This window comes from Nocardia arseniciresistens (assembly GCF_046764875.1).
GTDB lineage: Bacteria > Actinomycetota > Actinomycetes > Mycobacteriales > Mycobacteriaceae > Nocardia > Nocardia arseniciresistens.
The window spans coordinates 25,455-45,722 of the sequence record NZ_JBKORD010000026.1; the positions used below are offsets into that span (position 1 = coordinate 25,455).

The 20,268-nt window shown below is 66.4% G+C and carries 21 protein-coding genes; 7 read left to right on the forward strand and 14 right to left on the reverse strand.

Features of this window, described 5'->3' with window-relative positions:
- The first annotated feature begins 100 nt into the window (after nt 1–100).
- Nucleotides 101–295: a hypothetical protein gene (locus tag ACLMAJ_RS34915; RefSeq protein ID WP_412018164.1), complete on the forward strand. Its 195-nt coding sequence runs from the start codon at nt 101–103 to the stop codon at nt 293–295.
- A 5-nt stretch (nt 296–300) separates the two neighbouring features.
- Here ACLMAJ_RS34915 and ACLMAJ_RS34920 read toward each other — a convergent pair whose 3' ends face one another.
- Entirely contained in the window at nt 301–690 is a 390-nt protein-coding gene (locus ACLMAJ_RS34920) for a hypothetical protein (RefSeq protein ID WP_412018165.1), read from the reverse strand.
- Nucleotides 691–894: 204 nt separating this feature from the next.
- On the opposite strand from ACLMAJ_RS34920, the gene ACLMAJ_RS34925 reads away from it, so the two are divergent.
- Nucleotides 895–2,067 (forward strand): cytochrome P450, encoded by a 1,173-nt coding sequence (locus ACLMAJ_RS34925; protein WP_412018166.1) that lies wholly within the window; start codon nt 895–897, stop codon nt 2,065–2,067.
- An 8-nt stretch (nt 2,068–2,075) separates the two neighbouring features.
- Here the strand turns inward: ACLMAJ_RS34925 and ACLMAJ_RS34930 are convergent, their stop codons facing one another.
- The 3 genes from ACLMAJ_RS34930 to ACLMAJ_RS34940 form a co-directional block, all read right to left on the reverse strand.
- A complete protein-coding gene (locus tag ACLMAJ_RS34930) occupies nt 2,076–3,113 on the reverse strand; it encodes a DUF418 domain-containing protein (RefSeq protein WP_412018168.1) in 1,038 nt (345 codons plus the stop codon).
- Between the two features lie 92 nt (nt 3,114–3,205).
- Nucleotides 3,206–3,886, reverse strand: a complete 681-nt coding sequence (locus ACLMAJ_RS34935) for a response regulator (RefSeq protein ID WP_412018170.1) — start codon at nt 3,884–3,886, stop codon at nt 3,206–3,208.
- Nucleotides 3,887–3,947: 61 nt separating this feature from the next.
- Complete coding sequence (locus ACLMAJ_RS34940; protein ID WP_412018171.1) at nt 3,948–5,144, reverse strand: sensor histidine kinase; 1,197 nt, start codon at nt 5,142–5,144, stop codon at nt 3,948–3,950.
- A 202-nt stretch (nt 5,145–5,346) separates the two neighbouring features.
- On the opposite strand from ACLMAJ_RS34940, the gene ACLMAJ_RS34945 reads away from it, so the two are divergent.
- Complete coding sequence (locus ACLMAJ_RS34945; protein ID WP_412018172.1) at nt 5,347–6,315, forward strand: SDR family NAD(P)-dependent oxidoreductase; 969 nt, start codon at nt 5,347–5,349, stop codon at nt 6,313–6,315.
- Nucleotides 6,316–6,335: 20 nt separating this feature from the next.
- Here ACLMAJ_RS34945 and ACLMAJ_RS34950 read toward each other — a convergent pair whose 3' ends face one another.
- Entirely contained in the window at nt 6,336–7,586 is a 1,251-nt protein-coding gene (locus ACLMAJ_RS34950) for a cytochrome P450 (RefSeq protein ID WP_412018173.1), read from the reverse strand.
- Nucleotides 7,587–7,818: 232 nt separating this feature from the next.
- Here ACLMAJ_RS34950 and ACLMAJ_RS34955 point away from each other — a divergent pair, with 232 nt between their 5' ends.
- Nucleotides 7,819–8,445 carry a TetR/AcrR family transcriptional regulator gene (locus ACLMAJ_RS34955; protein WP_412018174.1) on the forward strand — a complete coding sequence of 209 codons (627 nt, stop codon included), beginning with the start codon at nt 7,819–7,821 and terminating at the stop codon, nt 8,443–8,445.
- Between the two features lie 177 nt (nt 8,446–8,622).
- Here the strand turns inward: ACLMAJ_RS34955 and ACLMAJ_RS34960 are convergent, their stop codons facing one another.
- The 5 genes from ACLMAJ_RS34960 to ACLMAJ_RS34980 all read right to left on the reverse strand — a co-directional run bounded on the left by ACLMAJ_RS34960 (nt 8,623) and on the right by ACLMAJ_RS34980 (nt 13,013).
- Nucleotides 8,623–9,504, reverse strand: coding sequence for an aminoglycoside phosphotransferase family protein (locus ACLMAJ_RS34960; protein WP_412018175.1), 882 nt, complete (start codon nt 9,502–9,504; stop codon nt 8,623–8,625).
- Nucleotides 9,505–9,571: 67 nt separating this feature from the next.
- Nucleotides 9,572–10,174 (reverse strand): hypothetical protein, encoded by a 603-nt coding sequence (locus ACLMAJ_RS34965; protein ID WP_412018176.1) that lies wholly within the window; start codon nt 10,172–10,174, stop codon nt 9,572–9,574.
- Between the two features lie 171 nt (nt 10,175–10,345).
- Nucleotides 10,346–11,449 carry a calcium:cation antiporter gene (locus ACLMAJ_RS34970; protein WP_412018177.1) on the reverse strand — a complete coding sequence of 368 codons (1,104 nt, stop codon included), beginning with the start codon at nt 11,447–11,449 and terminating at the stop codon, nt 10,346–10,348.
- A 209-nt stretch (nt 11,450–11,658) separates the two neighbouring features.
- On the reverse strand, nt 11,659–12,054 hold the full coding sequence (locus ACLMAJ_RS34975) for a nitroreductase/quinone reductase family protein (RefSeq protein WP_412018178.1): 396 nt from the start codon (nt 12,052–12,054) through the stop codon (nt 11,659–11,661).
- Nucleotides 12,055–12,209: 155 nt separating this feature from the next.
- The gene (locus ACLMAJ_RS34980; RefSeq protein WP_412018179.1) at nt 12,210–13,013 is read right to left on the reverse strand and encodes a transglutaminase-like domain-containing protein; all 804 of its coding nucleotides are present in this window, start codon (nt 13,011–13,013) and stop codon (nt 12,210–12,212) included.
- Nucleotides 13,014–13,139: 126 nt separating this feature from the next.
- Here ACLMAJ_RS34980 and ACLMAJ_RS34985 point away from each other — a divergent pair, with 126 nt between their 5' ends.
- Nucleotides 13,140–13,817: a phosphate signaling complex PhoU family protein gene (locus tag ACLMAJ_RS34985; RefSeq protein WP_412018180.1), complete on the forward strand. Its 678-nt coding sequence runs from the start codon at nt 13,140–13,142 to the stop codon at nt 13,815–13,817.
- Nucleotides 13,818–13,866: 49 nt separating this feature from the next.
- Here ACLMAJ_RS34985 and ACLMAJ_RS34990 read toward each other — a convergent pair whose 3' ends face one another.
- Nucleotides 13,867–14,775, reverse strand: a complete 909-nt coding sequence (locus tag ACLMAJ_RS34990) for a LysR family transcriptional regulator (RefSeq protein WP_412018181.1) — start codon at nt 14,773–14,775, stop codon at nt 13,867–13,869.
- A 58-nt stretch (nt 14,776–14,833) separates the two neighbouring features.
- Nucleotides 14,834–15,130: a DUF1330 domain-containing protein gene (locus ACLMAJ_RS34995; RefSeq protein WP_412018182.1), complete on the reverse strand. Its 297-nt coding sequence runs from the start codon at nt 15,128–15,130 to the stop codon at nt 14,834–14,836.
- 139 nt (nt 15,131–15,269) lie between these two features.
- On the opposite strand from ACLMAJ_RS34995, the gene ACLMAJ_RS35000 reads away from it, so the two are divergent.
- Together ACLMAJ_RS35000 and ACLMAJ_RS35005 are read left to right on the forward strand one after the other, a co-directional pair.
- Complete coding sequence (locus ACLMAJ_RS35000) at nt 15,270–15,923, forward strand: TetR/AcrR family transcriptional regulator (RefSeq protein WP_412018183.1); 654 nt, start codon at nt 15,270–15,272, stop codon at nt 15,921–15,923.
- A gap of 266 nt (nt 15,924–16,189) precedes the next feature.
- Nucleotides 16,190–17,563 (forward strand): TDT family transporter, encoded by a 1,374-nt coding sequence (locus ACLMAJ_RS35005; RefSeq protein ID WP_412018184.1) that lies wholly within the window; start codon nt 16,190–16,192, stop codon nt 17,561–17,563.
- Here ACLMAJ_RS35005 and ACLMAJ_RS35010 read toward each other — a convergent pair.
- Together ACLMAJ_RS35010 and ACLMAJ_RS35015 are read right to left on the reverse strand one after the other, a co-directional pair.
- Nucleotides 17,545–18,723 (reverse strand): alkane 1-monooxygenase, encoded by a 1,179-nt coding sequence (locus ACLMAJ_RS35010; protein WP_412018233.1) that lies wholly within the window; start codon nt 18,721–18,723, stop codon nt 17,545–17,547. The two genes, ACLMAJ_RS35005 and ACLMAJ_RS35010, sit on opposite strands and share 19 nt — an antisense overlap.
- Nucleotides 18,724–18,987: 264 nt before the next feature.
- Nucleotides 18,988–20,085 (reverse strand): lipase family protein, encoded by a 1,098-nt coding sequence (locus ACLMAJ_RS35015; RefSeq protein WP_412018185.1) that lies wholly within the window; start codon nt 20,083–20,085, stop codon nt 18,988–18,990.
- Nucleotides 20,086–20,268: the final 183 nt, after the last annotated feature.

The window sequence follows — 20,268 nt, forward strand, 5'->3', positions numbered from 1 at the left end:
GCGTTGGTTGGTATTACAACCTCGATATTCCCGGTAACCCGAGAGTCAAACAGCCGCTACCGATGTGTTTAGAACCGGTCGATCGGGATATGGCCACCACATGACATACACATTCGATATGCCCAACTATTCCGATGAAAGCGCCAGGGCTGCCGAACAGACACTGCTCGGCCTCGGCGGCGTGGATTCTGTTGACGTCGACAGGTCCTCGGAGACGATGACTGTGAATTCGACGACGCTCAGCTACGCCGAAGTCCTCGACGCGATCCGCTCGACCGGAGTCGCCGCGAAGTAGCGCGGCTAGCGCCGCCCTGGATCGAGGCGGCGCGTCACGCGATCGACCAGATCTGGCGGCATACCGGGTTCCCGGTGTGCGGCAAGGGCTTCGCGGCGGCCCGCTTCACGGACATCGTCTCTGATGTCGCGAATTTTGTTGGTCAGTTCGAGGTTCCGGGCGGCCTGCGACTTCGCGTCCGCGTCTGCGGCTTCCGGGTCGGCGCGCGCGAGACGCTGGTGCAGATTGCCGCGCAGCCGTTCGTAGACGTCATCGGACAGGGCCTCTGATTCGGCTATCTGCTCGAGCCGCGTCAGTTCGGCGCGCACGCCCCGCTCCCACAACTGTCGTTCGAGCTCCCGTTCCTTCTTCGTATTCGCGTGCACGCCGGTGAGCCGGACCACCAGCGGCAGCATCGGCCCCTGGTGAACAAGACCACGAGGTCCATGACCGTCCAGTCTGCGACGACTGACAGCGGATCCTCGCCAGCCGCGCCGGACCCTCCGGGACGCCCCGTCGACGGGGCCGGGCGGTGCGTGACCACGTCGTGCGGGCGCGTGTACTTTGGTGCGCGTCGGGCGGTCGCGGGAAATGTTGGCAGACAACGGGGATGGTGATCGGTGCAAGAGATTTTCGATGCCGAGTTCGCGGCGAATCCGTGGCCGGTGCTCGACCGGCTACGCCGCGAGGGTGGCGTGCACAGGGTGCGAACTCCGGATGGACCGCCGGCCTGGCTGGTGACGCGATATCACGACGTGCGGGTCGGATTGCTCGATGATCGACTGGTCACCGACATTCGCACGGCAGGCCCGACGGACTACCGGGGCTTCGCGGTACCGCCACCACTGGACGCGCTGCTTGTCACCGCGCATGCCGATCACGCGCGCCTGCGCAGGCTGGTGACCGGCGAACTGTCACCGCGTCGCCGCACCGAATGGGCCGAGCTCGCCCCGGCACTGGTCGAATCCTTGCTGCGGGATATCGATTCCGATGCGGAAGTGGATCTGGTCGAGCGGCTGGCGGTGCCGCTGCCGGCCGCGGTGCTCGGCGAGCTGCTAGGCCTCGGCGGCGGCGAACAGGAAGCGCTTGCGGCATGGGCGAATTCGACCTTGCTCACCTGCGCCGCCCTCCCACGGGCCAGAGACACCCTCGCGACGATGCGGGCCATCATTACCTCGGCGATCGAGCACGCGCGGGCCGAGCGAGCCGACACCATGCTGGGCAGGGTGGTCGCCGCACACGACGACACCGGGTCGCCGTCGGAGCAAGAGCTTGCCGGGTTGCTGTTCTACCTGCTGTTCGTCTGGTACGAGGTACTCGCCGACCTGATCTCGGGTTCGATCCTGGCCCTGCTGAACAATCCCGACCAGCTGCCCGTCCTGCACTCCGCGGCGGACAAGCAGCCTGCCGTGGAAGAGCTGCTGCGCTATCTGTCGCCACAGGTGCTGGCCGGGCCCCGTTTCGCGACCACCGACCTGAGATTCGGCGACTACACGATCCGAGCCGGGCAGACAGTGCTGCTGTGCCTGGCCGGGGCCAACCACGATCCGAGGGTGGTTACCCGACCCCGCGAATTGGACCTCACCCGCAAGCGCAACCCCCACCTCGGCCTCGGTTACGGCCTCCATTCGTGCCTGGGCACCGCGCTGGTACGCACCATTACCGCCGCTACTCTCGACGCGGTATTCGCCCGTTGGCCCGGCACGGCTCTTTCGGTACCGCATCGAGATATCCTGTGGCGCTCCGGGTTCCGGCATCGTGGTCCGCTCATGCTGCCCGTGAAACTCGGCTGAGCAGCAGCTCACCAACGCCGCGGCGGCCCGGCCATGACGGCACGCTTCCAGCGTTCCTCGCGGCTGAGGCGGATCGGCACCGGCCGCCACCAGGTGACGCAGCGCCAGATCCATTCGAGCGGGCCGTAGCGCAACCAATGCAACCAGTAGTAGCTCAACAGCGCCTGTACCGCGATGATCGCGGCGGCCAGGCCGAGCAGCCTGCCATAGTGGGTCGAGCCGGAGAGCCCGAGCCACGGGTCGGCGACCAGAATCAGCGCGGTGGCCGATACATAGTTGGTCAGCGCCATCCGTCCCATCGGCTCGAGCACCCCCGAGAACAGTTCCCCGACATCTGTGCGCAGGAACAGCAGGAAGCCGGTCAGGTAGGCCAGCGCGCCGAGCAGCCCGGCTACCGGCGCGGCAGCGCTGATCCACAGTTCCGAGTACGGCGTGCGGAACTCCCAGACGCTCGCGGCCACGGCTGCCGATAGCGACGCCACGAAGGCCACCGCGAGCGGCCAGCCGCGACCACGCAACCGATCGACGAACTCCAAGTGGTCGGCGGCCAGGCCGAGCAGGAACAGTCCTGGCACCAGGCCGAGCCCGCCACCGAGGGCGAGCGCGACACCGATGGTCCCCGCTGATCCGGCAAGCAACAGCACCCAGCCAGGTAGACCCGCCGCAGGCAGCAGGATCACCGATCCGACGATCGCGTACGGAAGCAGCGCTTCGCCGGGTCGAAAAACATGATGGACCGCGCCGAGCACGCCGAGCGCAACCAGCCTGCGCGCCAATACCAGGCGCGGCCGATCCGTGCGCTGCGCCGCAGTGTCGAGGAACAGGGCGAAACTCAGCCCGAAGAGGAACGAAAAGATCGGCAAGAATCGGCCCTCGAACAGCACCGACAGCACATGCCGCGTCGGATCGATGACCCCGGGGGTCACCGTCGCCGACATACCGGTGAGCTGCCAGATGTCGACTACCAGAATCCCGCACAGCGCCATCCCACGCACGGCGTCGAGCTCGTGGATGCGCGGACGCGCGGCGAGAGCGTCGTGATTCATGCATCCACGCTATCGAGACGCGGCGTGTACTTGCCGCTTCCCGGATGCGGAATCGCGCTATGTCGGAATTGAAAAGAACTTTGACCGGCGCGCTAGCCCGAACCCCCGTGCACTTGCCCGGCGCCGAGTACGGCGAGGCGAACTCGGTTGGTGGCACCGGTCTTCGCCATCAGATTGGCGATGTGGGTTTTGACCGTGGTGACGCCGAGGTGGAGTCGGTCGGCGATCTCGGCATTGGACAGGCCGGTGGTGACCAAGGCCAGTACCTCGGCTTCGCGCGGCGTGAGCGGCTTGGCCGGAATCGGCACGGCGCCGGGCCGGGTCGCGGAATACCGGTTGTCCGACGCACGTGCGGCCACCGCCGAACCGACCAATCGTTGCAATATGGCCTGGGTGAACGGGGATTCGCCCGCGGCGGCGCGATGGATGCCGTCGAGCAGGTCGGTCGGCGACGCGTCCTTGACGAGGAATCCGCACGCACCCGCCGCGAGGGCCGGGTAGAGGTGATCGTCGTCGTCGAACGTGGTCAGCACGAGCACCCGAATCGAGGGGCGACCGGCGAGAATCCTTTCGGTGGCACGAATTCCGTCCATACCCGGCATCCGAAGATCCATCAGAACGACATCCGGAGACATCTGCTCGGCAAGCCGGACCGCGTCAGCGCCCCCGGCCGCCTCCCCCACCACGTCGAGCTCGTCATCGGTTTGGCAAAGCATCCGCAGACCGGCCCGCACCAACTGCTGATCATCGACGATGAGCACACGAATGGTCATGAGCCACACCGTGCCACAGTCACTCCTTCTGGCAACCGAACTGCCTGGCGGAAAAGCATGCTCACGACGGCACTCGTGCCCCGGCCGGCAACCGGGCGATCAGTTGCCAGCCCCTGGTGCCCGGTCCCGCGTCGAAGGCGCCACCGAGTAGCTCAACTCGTTCGCGCAGCCCGACAAGTCCGAGACCATGCCCGGTTCCGTTGGGCTCGGTATGTATCCCGGTGTCACGTAACACGAAATCGACGGTGCCATCGGCACCGACGTCGACGATCAGCGTTGCCTTCGTACCGGGGTCGGTGTGTTTCGCGATGTTCGCGATGCCCTCCTGTGCCAGTCGCAAGAGCGTCAGTGCGCGTAGTGCGTCGACGGTGGTGACGGTGTCGCATATGTCGACCTCGACGGTGCGGCCCAGTTGCACGGCACGGTCGGCTACGGCGGTCAGTGCGGCAGGCAGATCGGTTGGTGCGATGAAGGATTCGCTCGCCATCGCGGGGTCGCGCAGGACCGAAACGAGTAGGCGCAGGTCGGCGAGGGTTTCGGTGCCGCTGGCATGGATGTCGTCGAGCACCTCCCGGATGGCGGGCGGCGCGTCGGGAACCGCGTGCCTGGCCACACCGACGCGAAGCACGGTCGAGGAAACATGGTGGGCGATCAGGTCGTGCAACTCCCTGGCGATGGCGGTGCGCTCCAGTGCCCGCGCGGCGGCGATATCGGACTCACGGCGTTGCGCGATCTCCCCCGCGGCCCGCTCGGCCCGCTCGGTACCCGCACGCGCCGCGCGTAGCAGGCTGCCGACCAGCAGTGGCGCACCCGCCATGACGAGCGCGCGATAGCTGGTCGCGGCGACCGCCCCTGCCGGATGCAGCAGGTACGCGCCGCCCAAGGCCGCCGAGGCCACCAGCGGTCGCCAGCCATCGCGGCGCGCCGCCAGTTCGATCAGGGCGATGGCGGCGGCAACCTTCGGCACCACCGGCCCGACCTGGCCGATCTCGAACCCGAGCACCAGCAGCCCGGTCGTGACGAACGACGTGGCCAGCGGCCAGCGCACACCACCCGCCGTCGCCACTATCGCGAGCAGCCCGATCACCCAGTCCACCAGACCTGGTGAATCCGAAAGCAGCAGCAGACACCCCGCGGCCAAGGCGCCGAGCACGATCAACCGCACCGGCAGCGACCGCGCATCGAGCACCCACTCGACACCGCGAGTCACACCCACCGAATCCACCACCCAGACCATGATGCCCGGCACCCGCAACATCCGGTTCCTCCCGCAGGAGGAGCACCTCTCCTCCATCGGGCCACACCACCAACACCCGAGGAGACCTACGGCCGGGCCGACCTATGTCGCTCCCGGACGGCCTATCCGACTACTACCGAGGAGGAGCCGGGCCCCTACTCGAGGCCGGGACTCCGGCCCATCGAGGGAATCGCTTGGCCGTCGCTTCGGCCACGGTTGTGGCATGACAACCGATGAGAACGACATCGACACAGCAACTTCCGGGGCGACCTCGGCCGAGCCGAATCGGCGCAAACTGTTCGGTTTGGCTGCTGCCTCCGGGCTGGTGGTCGGCGCGACCGCTGGGCTGGCGGGTGGGGTTGCGCTCGGTGCTGATTCGAATCCGCCGGTGTTTCGTCCTTCGGGCTTACGGCGCTTCGAGAACAAGGTTGTGCTGATCACCGGCGCGACCTCGGGGATAGGGGCGGCCGCCGCTCGGCTGTTCGCCGCCGAGGGTGGGCGGGTCGCGTTCTGCGGCAGGCGGGTCGAGCGTGGGCGGGCGGTGGAGCAGGAGATCCGCGCGGCAGGTGGTGAGGCGACCTATTTTCGTACCGACGTCCTCGTCGAGGACGAAGTGCGGGGGTTCGTCGACTCGGCGGTGCGCACCTATGGCGGGCTCGATGTGGCGTTCAACAATGCCGGGATCACCATTCAGAAGAAGCTGCACGAGTACAGCGCCGAGGAGTTCGACCGGGTGCTGCACACCAACCTGCGCGGCACCTTTCTTGCCATCAAATACGAAGTGCCGCATCTGCTTCGGGCGGGAGGCGGCACCATCGTGGTGACCGCGTCCAGCAATGCCCTCGCCACCGACACGAGCCGCGGCGCCTATACCGCGAGCAAACGCGGCCTCGCGGGTCTGGTCCAGGCCGCGGCCCTCGACTACGCCGCCGACGGCATCCGCGTCAACACACTGATCCCCGGCACCACCGACACCGAACTGATCCGCCGAGCCTCCGGCATGGAAGCCCTCCCCGACGACGCCTGGCAGGTCGCGATGAGACAGTGGGCCAAATCGAACGTCCCCGGCCTCGGCCGCCTCGCCACTCCGCACGAGATAGCCTCGTTCGCACTGACCCTCGCCTCCGACGAACACCCTTATCTCACCGGCGCCCAACTGGTCATCGACGGCGGCAAAACTGCCCACGCCTAGCACTCGGCGCCACCATTTCACTACGCTCGATATCGAAAAAGCCCGTCGCGGTCGGCATTCAGGGACAGTCGTCGGTGGCGGCGGACGAAGATGCTCGGAAGCCATTGGGCGGCATCGGGTTCTGTGTCGATGCCGAATGATTCGGTGCCGGACAGGAGGGTTCGGAGGGCGATTTTTGCTTCCAGGCGGGCGAGGGTGGCGCCTACGCAGAAGCGGATGCCTTTGCCGAAGGCGAGGTGGTTGCGGGTGGTCGGGCGGTCGAGGCGGACAACATCGGGGTCGGGGAAGACGGCGGAGTCTCGGTTGGCGGCGGCCCAAAGTAGGAGCAGGTGGCTGCCCGCGGGGAGGGTGACATCACCGAGGGTGGTGTCGGCGATGACGTGGCGGTGATGGGCGCGGAAGGGTGATTCCACGCGGAGAGTCTCCTCGAGGAATGGCACGATCAGGTCGGGGTCTGCGCGCAGGCGGTGCTGGAGGGCTTGATCGGCGGCGAGTAGGCGGGCGGCATTGCCGATGAGGCCCGCCGTGGATTCGCCGCCCGCACCGACCAACTGGATGAGAATCAGCACCGCGACCTCGGCGGTGAGATCGCCTGCGGCACAGGCTTTCGCGAGGTCGCCGAGCAGGTTGTCGCCGGGGTCGGTGCGCACGTTCGTGAGCTGTTCGTGCAGATATCCGGCGAGTTCAGCGGCGGCCGCGACGGCTACGCCGAGCCGCTCGGTCGTGACGACACCGCCGAGTAGCTCGGTACTGGTGTATCCCCAAGCCACGAGCTGCGGAATATCCTCGTCCGGCAGCCCGATCAGGCGAGCGACCAGCGTCATCGGCAGCCGGTCGGCCAGTGCCGACATCCATTCGATGCGACCGTCTCGGAAACCCTCCTCCCACAACCCATCCGCGGTCGCGACGATGGTCGTCTCCAGTGCGCGAATACGTTTCGCGACAAGGGCGGGCAAGACCGCCTTGCGATGCACCATATGGGTCGGATCGTCGCCCGTCGCCAGGACGTGAATGGCCTGACCGCCGCCGTCCATGTCGAACACCGCGGCCGAACCGTCGGATTGCCGCACCAGCACGCCGGTGAGATTCGAGGAGAAGTCGGCGGCCCGCGCCGTCGCCTCGGCGACCAGATCCCAGCGGCTCACCAGATAGAAGTTGGTATCCGCGACTCGATGCACCGGTGCCGTGGTGCGCAGTCGCTCGTAGAGCGGGTACGGATCGTCGAGCAACTCGTGGTCGAACACATTGATCTCATCCAATGCCCGGGTCATCCGATTCGCCTTTCCTCACGCACGGCAACTGCTTGCGCACACCAGGTTTCGCGTTGGCGACCACCCCGTCAATAGTTTCGAAAAGATGAGAAGTCGACCTCGAATCACCAGGTCAGCCCAGGTCTCAGGCGGCTCGCCTACCTGCGAGCGACCCCGGATACCCCTTCCGAAATGTCTCACTGTGAGACAAAATTGACCAACCGTTTCTATCGCAGAATTAGGAGCAACGGCGATGACCGACCAACCAACGCGGACACATTCCACCCAGACGCACCAAATCCCGTCGGTTGGCCCGAATGATGTGGGCACTGCCCGACAGCCCGACTGGCTTGCCGGCGGTGACCGCCGCGCGCTCGCCATCGAACGCATCCATGCCGCCGCGGCCGAGCTCATTGCACGCGACGGCATGGCCGGACTCAATATCGACCACGTAGCCGCACGCGCGGGCTGCTCCCGCGCCACCGTCTACCGCTACGTCGGCGGCAAATCCGCCTTGCGTGAGGCCGTGCTGACCACCGCGACCACCCGGATCGCCTCGACCATCCAGCGTTCGATCGGCGCACTCACCGGCCCCGACCGCATCGCCCGCGCAATCCTCGCCGCCCTGGATGCCGTGCGCGCCGACCCTGTCGCGGTCGCCTTCCTCGCCGCGACCACTCCACAGGAAGTCGACAAATACCTCGCGGGAAACCCCCGGCTCGCGGATGCCGCGACCGCGCTCACCGCAACCACCGACGACCCGGCCGCCGGGCAGTGGATAGTTCGGGTAGTGCTGTCGCTATTGTTCTGGCCCGCCACCGAGCCCACCAGCGAGCGCGCACTCGTCGACCGATTCGTAGTCCCCGCCTTCAGCCCGTAGCGACAGTCACCGAAACGGGTTCGACCGCACCGGACTCACCGGCGACGAATCGGGCGGCGAGCACTAGATCTGTTGGGTGGTCGGGTCACTGTCGCAAAGGCGCGCACACAGTTTCGCGAGGGCGCCGGGGCGGGGCGGGTGATGTGCCTGGCTAGTTTTCGCTTCATTGCCGCGGTTTCAGCGCATTGCCCATGGGGCGATGGCTTGAACGGCGGGCCAGCCGAAGTCTTCGGTGTCTTCGTCTTCCACGAACCACAGCCAGTTCCTGACGGCGAGGACGAGGGTCCAGGCACGAGCGCGGTCGGCGTCGAGGTCGGCGATATCGACGATGGTGGCGAAGCGGTCGTCGAGGACGGACTCGGTGCGCCGGTTCCACAGCAGCGAGAGCATGGTGTACTCGAGGTCGCCGATCAGCGGCTGCGGGTCGATGACCTGCCAGGGTTCGCGGATGCCGCCGAGGACGTTTTCGAAGTGCAGATCCTCGTTGACCAGCAGCCGGTCGGCGGTCGGTCCCAGTTCACGGCATACCTCGACCGCGGCGTCGAGCATCTTGCGCGGGAACGGGGAGCCGAGCCGCTCCCACTCCTTCGGCAGTTCCTCGACCCAGAGCTCGGACTCGCGGCGCAGGTCGCGGGTCATACCGGGTGGTGCCGCAATGGCGAGCCGACGGAGCAGGCTCGCGATGATCGGCACGGCTTCTTCGATCGGCTCGGTGGCCAGCGATCGGCTCGGGTCGAGACGTTCGAGCAGCAGCACACCCTGTTCGGCATCGCTGTCGAGCAGCAGTGCCGCGCCCTGTCCGCGCCAGGCGGCGAGCGCGACCGGCTCGTCACGTGTTTCCGCGTTGAGATAGCTGAGTTTCAGTACGGCGGGTTCACCGTCGGTCCTGAGCACCGGCAGTACCAAACTGGCATATCCGTGCATCGGCGCTCCGACGAGGCGCAATTTCCACCGGTCGGCGTATTCGGCGGCCAGCGCGGGCACTCGGTTCAACCAGAGCTCGGCCGCTGGTTCCATACCGACCAGGCGGGTGGCGAAGAAGTCCGGGACGACAATCACCCATCGAGCATCTCAGCCATGTCCATCGAATTTCCCGACCGTCAGCCCTGGAGTCACCACTTAGCCGTCAACGCGCGCCGGACGTAGCGGGAAGCGGTCCGTGGCCGCCGGGCGCGGTGGGCACGGCGGGCACGGCGGGCACGGCGGGCACGGCGGGCACGGCGGGCACGGCGGGCACGGCGGGCACGGCGGGCACGGCGGGCACGGCGGGCACGGCGGGCACGGCGGGCACGGCGGGCAACGGACCAGGCGTGGCAGGCAACGGTCCAGCCTCACCGGGCACAGCGGGCAACGGTCCAGGCTCGCCACCACCCTGCGCCTGCGGCACACACTCCCATCGCTCGTTGCGCAGGTGCCACTGCGCGACGGTGTTGTCATGTGAGCAGTCGTCGCCGATCCGACGCGCATGTTGCGGTGGTGGCAGCGGCGGGGCACTCGATGGGCGACGGGACTGCGATAGCGGCGGCGGCAGTCCCACGGATGTCGCGTTCGGCGTCGAGGTAGCGGTCGCGGGTGGGGTGATGACAGGGCCGTCGGCCTTCTGGTCGGCTTGCAGGATCAGCGCGATCGCGACCACCAGCGTGAGCACCGCGGTCATCACGGCCGCGATAACCAGTACTCGGCTGTCGTCGGGTCCGCCGTCTGGTGCGGAACTGCCGGGTTCCTCCATCGCACCGCCTTCGTTTCGAGTCGACCGTCACGAAAAGCTCGCCAAAAGGCACGCTACCGAAAGTTGCGCGGTAAAAGATCAACTTCCGCGCATCGTGTCGTCCCAGGTAGAAGCCACCAACATCCGGATGCCGGAAACTTGCTCGACTTCTCGAGGTGCCACTCACGACCGCTATGGACTTGCGGCCAGGAACACAAAAGCCGAGAACAATGCCAGGTGGACGCCGCCTTGGAGCAGGGTCGCCCGACCGGGCACCACGGTGAGCACGCCGACCACGACTGTCAGACCGAGCAGGACCATCTGGGTCGCACCGAGGCCGAGCACCAGCGGGCCCTCTAGCCAGATAGTCGCCAGCACGATCGCGGGAATGGTCAGACCGATGCTCGCCATCGCCGAGCCGAGCGCGAGGTTGAGACTGATCTGCACCTGATCGCGACGGGCCGCACGCACCGCGGCGAGAGTCTCCGGCAGTAACACGAGCAGCGCGATCACCACACCGACCGCGGAGGGCGGCAGCCCGGCCGAGGCGACCCCCGACTCGATGGACGGGGACACCATCTTGGCCAGCCCGACGACGCCGACCAGCGAGACGAGCAGCAGCGCCAGGCTGATCAGCGTGGCACGCACCGACGGCCGATCATCATGAACGTCTTCGTCATCGGCCACGACGCCGTCGGCCTCCACCGGCAGGAAGTCGCCGGGGTGACGCACCGTCTGCACCATGACGAACAACCCGTAGAGCGCCAGCGAGGCCACCGCGGCAAAGGCCAGCTGCGCGGCAGAGAACTCCGGCCCCGGCTTGCTCGTGGTGAACGTCGGCAGCACCAGACTGAGCGTGGCCAGCGTCGCCACCGTGGCCAGCGCGGCCCCGGTGCCCTCGGCATTGAACACCGCGACCCGCCGACGCAGTGCCCCGACCAACAGCGAAAGACCGAAGATGCCGTTGCAGGTGATCATGACCGCAGCGAACACCGTGTCGCGCGCAAGTGAGGCGGTCTTCTCACCACCGGAGCTCATCAAGGTGAGGATCAGCGCCACCTCGATCACCGTCACCGAGACCGCGAGCACCAACGATCCGAGCGGCTCGCCGACCCGATGCGCGACGACCTCCGCGTGATGCACCGCGGCAAGTACCGCGCCCATCAACGCCGCGACCACGATGATCACACCCACCGAATGCAGACTTCGCCCCCAGGTGACGGCCAGCGCCACGGCGGCCAATAGGGGTACGAGCACGGTCCAGCGGGCAGTCAACGCACGGATCATGGCACCCATCGTCCCAGCAAATTATCCGCATTCGATCGCGCGCGGTCGCGGTCATGCATCGGTGACGGCGTCAGACCGCCGGCACCGGTATCCTGCGCACACCGAGGCGGCCGGGTGCGGGAACCGCAGCACACCCGCAGAATCCGCACCTCCGGCAGTGATGCCGCCGACGGCGCACAAGTGATTGATCTCTACGTCACCGAATCGAGCGATCGGCGTCAGTCGTCCAGGTCGATGCGCACGGTCAGCAAGTCGGTGCCGACCAACCGGACGGCGGCGCTATTGCCCTTCGGCAACGTCAGCAGGCGAGCGCGGGCATCGTCGTCGGGCAACAGGTGCGCGGTGCCCGTGTGCCAGTGGCCGTGCAGACGCAACCGAACCCGATTGTCGGCGTTGATGTTCCGAATGTACTGGGAGCGCTGGCCGAATTCGGAGACGAGCCAGAACTCATTGCCGGTCCGCCGCCCACCGATCGGCGTGACACGAGGCTCGCCGCTCACTCGCCCGACCGTCTCGAGTAGCTGCTGGCTCGGCAGTCTGCGCAGGATCGGATTGCCGACCCGCCGTTGAAAAGCCGTCACTACCCGATGCTGAATATCGCGCTTGCTCGGCACCTGTCGACGGTAACACCGAATCCTGGCATCGGCGGGGCGCCGGGCCGAAGGGCGTCAGAGGTAGATAGTCGGACGAATTCTGCTCGACACCAACGTTTCCACGTGGCGCACCGGGATGGTCGATCTCGACGTGGTGGGCAGCGCCGATGTCTCGCTCACCACAGCGAAACCGGATCGGCGCCGTTGTCGAGCGGTAGGTGGCCGTCGACGACGGCACCCACCCTCATGTTGTTCACGTAGACCTCGCCGCCGTGATTGTCGAGAAACGCGACGTCGGAAGCGTCGCGCCCGGTGGCAATCCGGACCAGCGACGAGCGCGGAGCCAGGCCGGTGGCATCGAAAGCCCGCCACACGCCATCGACATACGCCTCGGCGATGGCATGGAAGTCCATGGGAAACAGGCCGGGCGCGTATACCGACACGAGCCGGGCGGGCACTTTGAGCGCACGCAACAACGCCACCTGCAAATGCGTGAAGTCGCGGCACACCCCGGCCCCGGACAGCAGTGTGTCCACCGCACCATCGATCGGGTCGCTGCTGCCCGCGACGTAACGGAGGCGTCGACCGACCCACGCCGACACCGCTGCGGCCGAATTCGCGTGCGTTGCGCCACTGGGGAATTCGGTCGCGGCGAAACCGAGCAGCTTGTCGGACTCGGCGAAGCGGCTCGGCCGTAGGTATACCGCGAGGTCGTAGCCGGAAACCGGCTCCGGAACCGCGGCACCGAATACCGACGCGCTGTAGCGCACCTGCAACCCGCCGGTGCCTGCGGCGAACTTGTGAATGCGAGTGCCGTGCGGACCGAGGATTTCCTGCGGCACGATCGTGCGGCCGTCGAGCTCGAACACCAGCGACTCGTTGAGCTCGGGGCCCGATTGTCGGGCGACGGCGATCTGGAACTCGAGGGTTGTCGGCCCCGAGATCGCGATATCCAGCTCCACAGAGACGTCCCGCTTCATGCCATGGTCTCCCGCACCTCACCAATCTTGCCAGTCGCAGCGCTACAGCCTGCGAGTTCCCGCCGAAGCGGCGGTCGACGCGGCCATCGAGTACTCGATTGCGCGCGGATAGGCGACAATTTGCCGGTGCGGACCCAGTTCACTCGCGAGCTCGTCGCGTTGACCAATGATTTGACGCTGATGTGCGGGCTCGCCCACGACGGCGCCGAGCGGGTCACCGATGCGCTCGTCGGCGCCGACCTCACCGCCACCTACGAGGTTTTCGCCCTCGACGAGCAATTACAGAAGATGTACAGCGCCTGCGAGGCGCGGACGGTGGTACTGCTCGCGCTGCAAGCGCCCGTCGCAAGGGATCTGCGCCACGTGGTCACCGCGATCCAGATCGCCAGCGAACTGTCCAGGATCGGCACTCTGATCAGCCGCGCCGCCGAGCAGGTCTACAGATCTCACCCCGAACCCGTTGCCCCGCAACCCATCATGGATGTGCTGGTGGCCATGGGCACGCTCGCCGCGCACCGAATCGCGATCACCGGTCAGACGGTCGCCACCAGCCATCAATCGCCCACAGCACCGGCGTCCAGCACATGCTCCATGGAACAACTACACCAGCAACTACATTCGGCCCTCGCCGATCCGGCCTGGACCCGGCCCACCGATGCCTCCATCGATATCGCCCTGGTCGGCAGTCACCTGGAACGCTGCATCGACCACACCGCCCGCATAAATCGACTGATCCACTTCCTGGACACCGGAATTCCGCCGACGGCCCAGCCCGAAGACGCACCCGAGAGTCCCGATATCTGACTCACACTCAGCCGTGGTGGCGTTGGTGTCACAAGACGGAGTGCTCGGGTCAGGTGGTACGGCGGGCGATGGTGTAGAGGTCGCGGGCAGGGCCGGTCAGGCGTTGGCCGGTCGGCCAGATGGCGCGCAGGGTTCGGTCGAGGTCGAGGCCGGTCACCGTGGGCGACACGAGAGTGCCCGCGGTGAGCTCCGCGGCGACGGCCAGCGAACTGAGCACCGCTGGGCCGACACCGGAAGCGACGGCCGTTTTGATTGCGGTCGTCGAGGACAACTCCAACGCGACGGTGGGTTGCCAGCCGGGAACCCCGCGCGAGATCGCGTGCTCGAACCAGGTTCGGGTGCCCGAGCCGACTTCGCGTTGTATCAGCGGGGTTTCGGCGAGTTCTTCGAGGGTGACCGCGCCGTGGCGGGCCCAACGGTGTTGTGACGCGACCACGACCAGCAGTCGATCACGCGCTACGACATGACTTTCGATGCCGCGGAAGTTCTGCGGACTTTCGATGAATCCGATGGCGGCCTTTCCATCGAGCACCGCCTTGGCGACCTCGACGGAGTTGCCGGATTCCAGTGCGATGGTGGCGTCGGGCGCGGCGGCGCGCAGGGTCATCAGCCAGCCGGGGAACAGGTACTCCGCGACGGTCTGGCTCGCGGCGACGCGGAGGCGGGAGTCGCGTTCGGTACGCAGTGTGTCGATGCCCGCGTCGAGCTGGCCCGCGGCATCGACCACCGCGCGCGCCCATTCGGCGATCAGCGCCCCCGCGGGCGTCGGCCGGGAGCCGAGTGTCGTGCGTTCCAGTACCGGCAGCCCGACGAGCTTCTCCAGATAGCGGATCCGCGAAGACGCCGAAGGCTGGCTGATGCCATGCGCCTGTGCGGCGCGACCGAGGCTGCCCAGCTCGATCACCGAAAGCAGCAAGTCGAGCGCGGCCAGATCGGGGACACGCGGCGACAGTGGCATAGAACGAGCCTATGCCACCGGCCTTCGACACTGCCGATCTCGTGTCAGTCGTCCGGTGTCAGCCGGGTATCCCGTCGGCGATGACCATTCGTACGTCGATCGCCGTCTTCCGGATTTCCGCTGCCGCAGTGTATTCCGGGGATGCGTGCCACTGCTCGAGACGAGCCTTGTCTGGAAACTCGAGCACGGTCATGCGCCGGGAAGCGGGCCACGTACCTGCGAGCGCCTCCGGCTCGGCACCCATGACGAGGTAGCGCCCCCCGTACTGATAGATCGACGCCTCCGCCAGGGCTCGATATTCAAGAGCACGCTCGTCATCGAATTGTTCGGCGTCGACGATCAGGTAAGCAACCATTGGATTCTCCCGTCAGGATCAATATTATGCACCAGCCAGTGCAGTCTATTGATACGGTCGGTTCACTGCAACGGGAAGGTGGAACCGCTGCACTGACCAGTGCGCAAGCCGACGGCTTCCCGGCGGATAAACTGCCCGAATGAGTGCTGCGAAGCCCCCCACCGAGCCGCGCCGCACCGGCTCCCGTGGACGCATCGACAAGCGGCAGGCCATCCTCGACGCCGCGTTCACCGTCTTCGCCCGCGAGGGATACACCCAGGCCGTCGTCGATTCGATCGCGGCGGAGGCAGGCGTCGCCAAGCACACCGTCTACAACCACTTCGGCGACAAAGAGACCCTGTTCCGCCAGATCATCGAGGCCGACGCCGACCGTTCCGTGGCAAAGAACCTGGCCGCGGTCGACCACCTACGCGCCTGCGGCACAGACCCGCGTCCGATGTTGGAGGAAGTAGGTTTCCGACTGGCACAGTGCTATTGCGAAGACCGCTCGATGGCACTACGCCGACTGCTGTACGCCGAGATCACCCGGTTCCCCGACCTGCTCGACATCATCAGAACCCGCGCGATGGACCGCGTCAACGACGCCCTCGCCGACCGCCTGGCCCGCCTGTCCCTCGCTGGCCAACTAACGATCGACAACCCGGCCGAGGCCGCCGAACAACTCACCGCCCTACTGACCGGCCCTATGGAAACCCGCACCCGGCTCGGTACCCGCCGCGTCCCCAACCCCGAAATACGTAGCGTCACAAAGGCTGCGGTGAACACGTTCCTGAAAGCATTCGGCAGACCGTAGTCGCCGAACGCGATCCACTCGGAACATCCGAGTGCCGCCAGAGGCTGAGCTGCCACTCTGCCCTTGGATGTGGACGGGGCCGAAGCGTTGGTAGTGGACGTGGCCAAAGGTTCCATCGAGGATGTCCAAGACATCAGTGCCCGGCTACGCGCTACGCGCGTTGAAGTAATGGCCCGCCAGCGTACCGATCGGGCATAGAACGAATCTATGCACCCATAGGGACACGGCGGCTACTCGCAGCATCCAGATGCCGCGACGCTGTAGACATGACCGCCACAGTGACTCCTCAGCCCGCCGGTTCGCGGCGTCTCCTCGGCGAGCTCGACAAGGATTCCGGGCGTCTCGAGCGTCGGGGCCGCAGCACCGCGCAGGACGGCCGGACCGACTCCGGACGCGACCACCTGCCGAGGACTTCCGGTGTGAAGCTGCTCAGCGGCTCGCGAGCCGAACGCCTCGGCGACCCACTCGAGCCCGACACCAGGCAAGACGACCAGCGCGACGCCGCGAGGGAGAACCGGCTCAGCGCCTTGCGGGAGGAGCGTCTCCGTCGGCGCGCCGGCCTGCGGCATCTCGGACCCAACTGGTTCGCCGCGGTGATGGGTACCGGCATTGTCGCCAATGCCGCCGTAACGCTGCCGTTGCATTTTCCAGGGCTGCGCGGGGCCGCAACCGTGGTGTGGGCGCTTGCCGCGCTGCTGCTGGTGGCGCTGAGCTCGGCGTGGGCGGTGCACTGGGTGCGGTTTTCCGACTCGGCGCGTGATCACCTGAATCATCCGGTGATGTCGCAGTTCTACGGCGCTCCCCCGATGGCTCTGCTGACCGTCGGCGCGGGCACCCTGCTGCTCGGGCCCGACGTGATCGGACGCTCGGCGGCGGTGACCGTGGATTGGGTGCTGTGGTCGGTCGGCACCGTACTCGGGCTGCTGACCGCGTTCGCCATTCCCTATCGCATGTTCACCCACCACCACGTCGAGCCCGACGCAGCCTTCGGCGGGTGGCTGATGCCCGTGGTACCGCCGATGGTGTCCGCCGCCATGGGTGCGCTGCTGGTGCCCTACGTCCCCGCCGGTCAGCTGCGACTGACCATGATCCTGTTGTGCCTGGCTATGTTCGGCATGAGCCTGATCGCCGCACTGGTGACCATCACCATGATCTGGTCCCGGCTGGTGCATCACGACACTCCCGAGGCGGGCATGGTCCCGACGTTGTGGATCGTGCTCGGCCCCCTCGGCCAATCAGTCACCGCCGCAGGTCTCCTGGCCAACGCCGCCCCATCGGCGCTGCCCGACCTCTACGCCAGGGGACTGACCGTCTTCTCCGTCATCTTCGGCGTCGTCACCTGGGGCTTCGCCATGCTGTGGCTGGCACTGGCCGCCGCGGTCACCATCAAGACGGCACGCGCGGGCGAACTGAAGTTCAACCTCACCTGGTGGGGCTTCACCTTCCCTCTCGGCACCTGCATCACCGGCAGCACCGTCCTCTACGGCCACACCGGAGCCAATCTCTTCGCCGCCGCGGCGGTGGCGCTTTACATCGTGCTGGTGAGCGCGTGGGCGGTAGTAGCAATGCGAACCGCCAGCGGTCTGCTGACCGCGACACTGCTCCGCCCGGCCCCTCGGAACTATCGTTTGCCGAACTGAAGAGGTTCGCGACGCCTGGCTCGAGGTTTCGTATTGAGACGCCTGGCTCGGGGTTTCGTATTGACGAGCGATATGTCGCCGCCGTAGTGGGCCAGGACCCGGTGATTCATGACCGCGCGCCAGAGCGGGGGCACGGCGGCCAGCACGACCATGCTGGCGTAGCCGGCCGGCAGCTGTGGCGCATGCTCGGAACTGCGCAGGGTCTGGTAGCGGCGGCCGGGGTTCGCGTGGTGGTCGCTGTGGCGTTGGAGGTGGAACAGGAAGAGGTTCGTGACCAGACGGTCGCTGTTCCAGCTGTCGCGTGGTGAGCAGCGCACGTACTGGCCGTTGGCGCGGCGCGGGCGCAGCAACCCATAGTGCTCGACGTAGTTGACCGTCTCCAGCAATCCGGCGCCGATCAGCGCCTGCAACGCCAGAAACGGGACGATACCGAGCCCGAAGACCAGGATCATCGTGCCGAACAACGCGACGCTCATCGTCCATGCTTGCAGGATGTGGTTTCCCGGGCTGAACCAGCGTTTTCCTTTGCGGGATAGCCGTTCCCGTTCCAAGGTAAGCGCCGAGCGGAAGCCGCCGATCATGCTACGCGGTAGGAACTCCCACAGTGACTCACCGAATCGGCCGCTGGCCGGGTCCTCGGGTGTGGCGACGCGGACGTGGTGGCCGCGGTTGTGTTCGACGAAGAAATGCCCGTATCCGGATTGCGCCAGAGCGATTTTCGCCAGCCAGCGTTCGAGGTGCTCCGCCCGGTGACCGAGTTCGTGGGCGGCATTGATGCCGATACCCGACACAACGCCCATCGTCACTGCCAATCCCAGCTTGTCGACGAGGCTGAGCGCAGGCCTGGCCCACAGGTATCCCGCGATCATCAGGCCGATGAACTGCATCGGTAGGAACAGGTAAGTGCACCACCGATAATAACGGTCGTTGGACAACGTCTCGTAGTCCTCATCGCGCGGATTACTGCCGTCATCGCCCACCGCCAAGTCCAGCAGTGGGATCACCACGAACACGATGATCGGACCGATCCACCAAAATATTTCCAGCCCCGTATGGGCGACCAGTTGTGAGGGAAGTAGCGCGCACCCAGGGGCGATCAAACCGAAAATCCAGAGATAACGCTTTGGGTCGCGCGCTTCCGTATTCTCGAAGATTGGCATAGCCGTCCCGTTGATCCATGACACCCGGTTGGGTGTGCGGCCGACGAAAGACAGATCCGTCTGAATTGTCAATTCAGAATAGTCGTTTCCTCGCCGCAGACCAGCGATCCGCTGAAATCATCGTCTGACGGGCGGGTTCCCCCCGCAACCGAAAGCGGATCCGCACCGGATCCGGATGCGGGACATGCCAATAAATGCACAGCAAAGACAAACAGGACGCCGTCTATCCGATCGGATAGACGACGTCCTGTTTGTCATCCGCAACTAGGGCAGAGCGGCGCAGTTGTTCGGTGCGGGCTGACCTGCTAGTCGATCCGTCAGCCACTGCTGCGAGGCTGCCATTGATGGGAAAAAGGCCAGGTTATGCGTGCCCACGAGGCCGAAGATGGTGGGAATCTCGGCGTTCGGTTCCAGCTGAACAGTCACGCCACTACCGCACCAACCGGCGGCCATGTCGCGGATGGGGGCAAATGGCGCTCCCTCATCGTTCTTGGCCGCAGAGATAAGCACGGGCACCGTCGGGGTGCGAGTGCCGACACGCTGATCGTCGAATGCTGTTTTCAACGCTGGGGACTGATCGATCACGGCGTTGAGAGGTTGTCCGCTGGTGGTCCATTGGGACGTGTGCCGCTGTTGTTGGGCCAGTCCGACCGCGACGGCGCATTTGTCCTGGGAGTCGCGCAGGAGCGCCTTGCCGGTCTCGTTGAGTTCAGCGTCGAGAACCGGGCGGGTGTCGGGATAGTCGGCGGCGACACCGTTGAGAATGAAAGCGAAGATGGCCGCCTCGCTGGATTGACCGTCGTTGTACCCGATGAAGTACTGGTTGTCCACCACCGGCCCGCCGATGTAGGCGCCGCGCACGTCCAAATCAGGGGCATAGCTCGGTTGCAGCTCAGCCGCACCGGCGGAGGCCATACCGCCCTGGGAGTACCCGTAGAGAATGACCGGCGGCCGGGCGGTGAGGCTGGTGCCGGGCAACTGCTGCGCGGCACGCGCGGAGTCCAGAAGCGCGTAGGCCTGCGCTTTCCGGTTGAGAAAGTCGTGAACCTCGGGCGTGCCGAGGCCGTGGTAATCGGTCACCACTACCGCCATGCCACGGGACAACAGCGAATAGAGCGCCAGTACATCGTATTCGGCTATCACGTCGAAGGGAGGCTGGTATTGGGCGAGCTGCGGAAGCAGCTTCGAGGGCGCGCACTGATCGCCCTGCCCCTGCGTGCCGACACCGTACGCGATCAGGGGGCGTTCTCCCGGGCCGGTCCACGGCAGTGCCGGCTCCAGATACGTTCCCACCACCGCGGTCGGCGCGTCGTGGGTATCGCTGCTGAGATACATGATGCGCGTCGCCGCCGCCGGGATCACTCCGGGCTGTCCTGGGGCCGACATAGCCAGCTGCGACGGTTCGGCGCGGAGAATGGCGCCTGGCGCTCCGCCTGGCAGCGGCGAAGGCGGTATGTAGAAATCATTGGAGACGGCCTCAACGGCCGGCTGTGTCCATCCGGGTGGCGCGGACACCACCCCACCTCCGACCACGATGACGGTTCC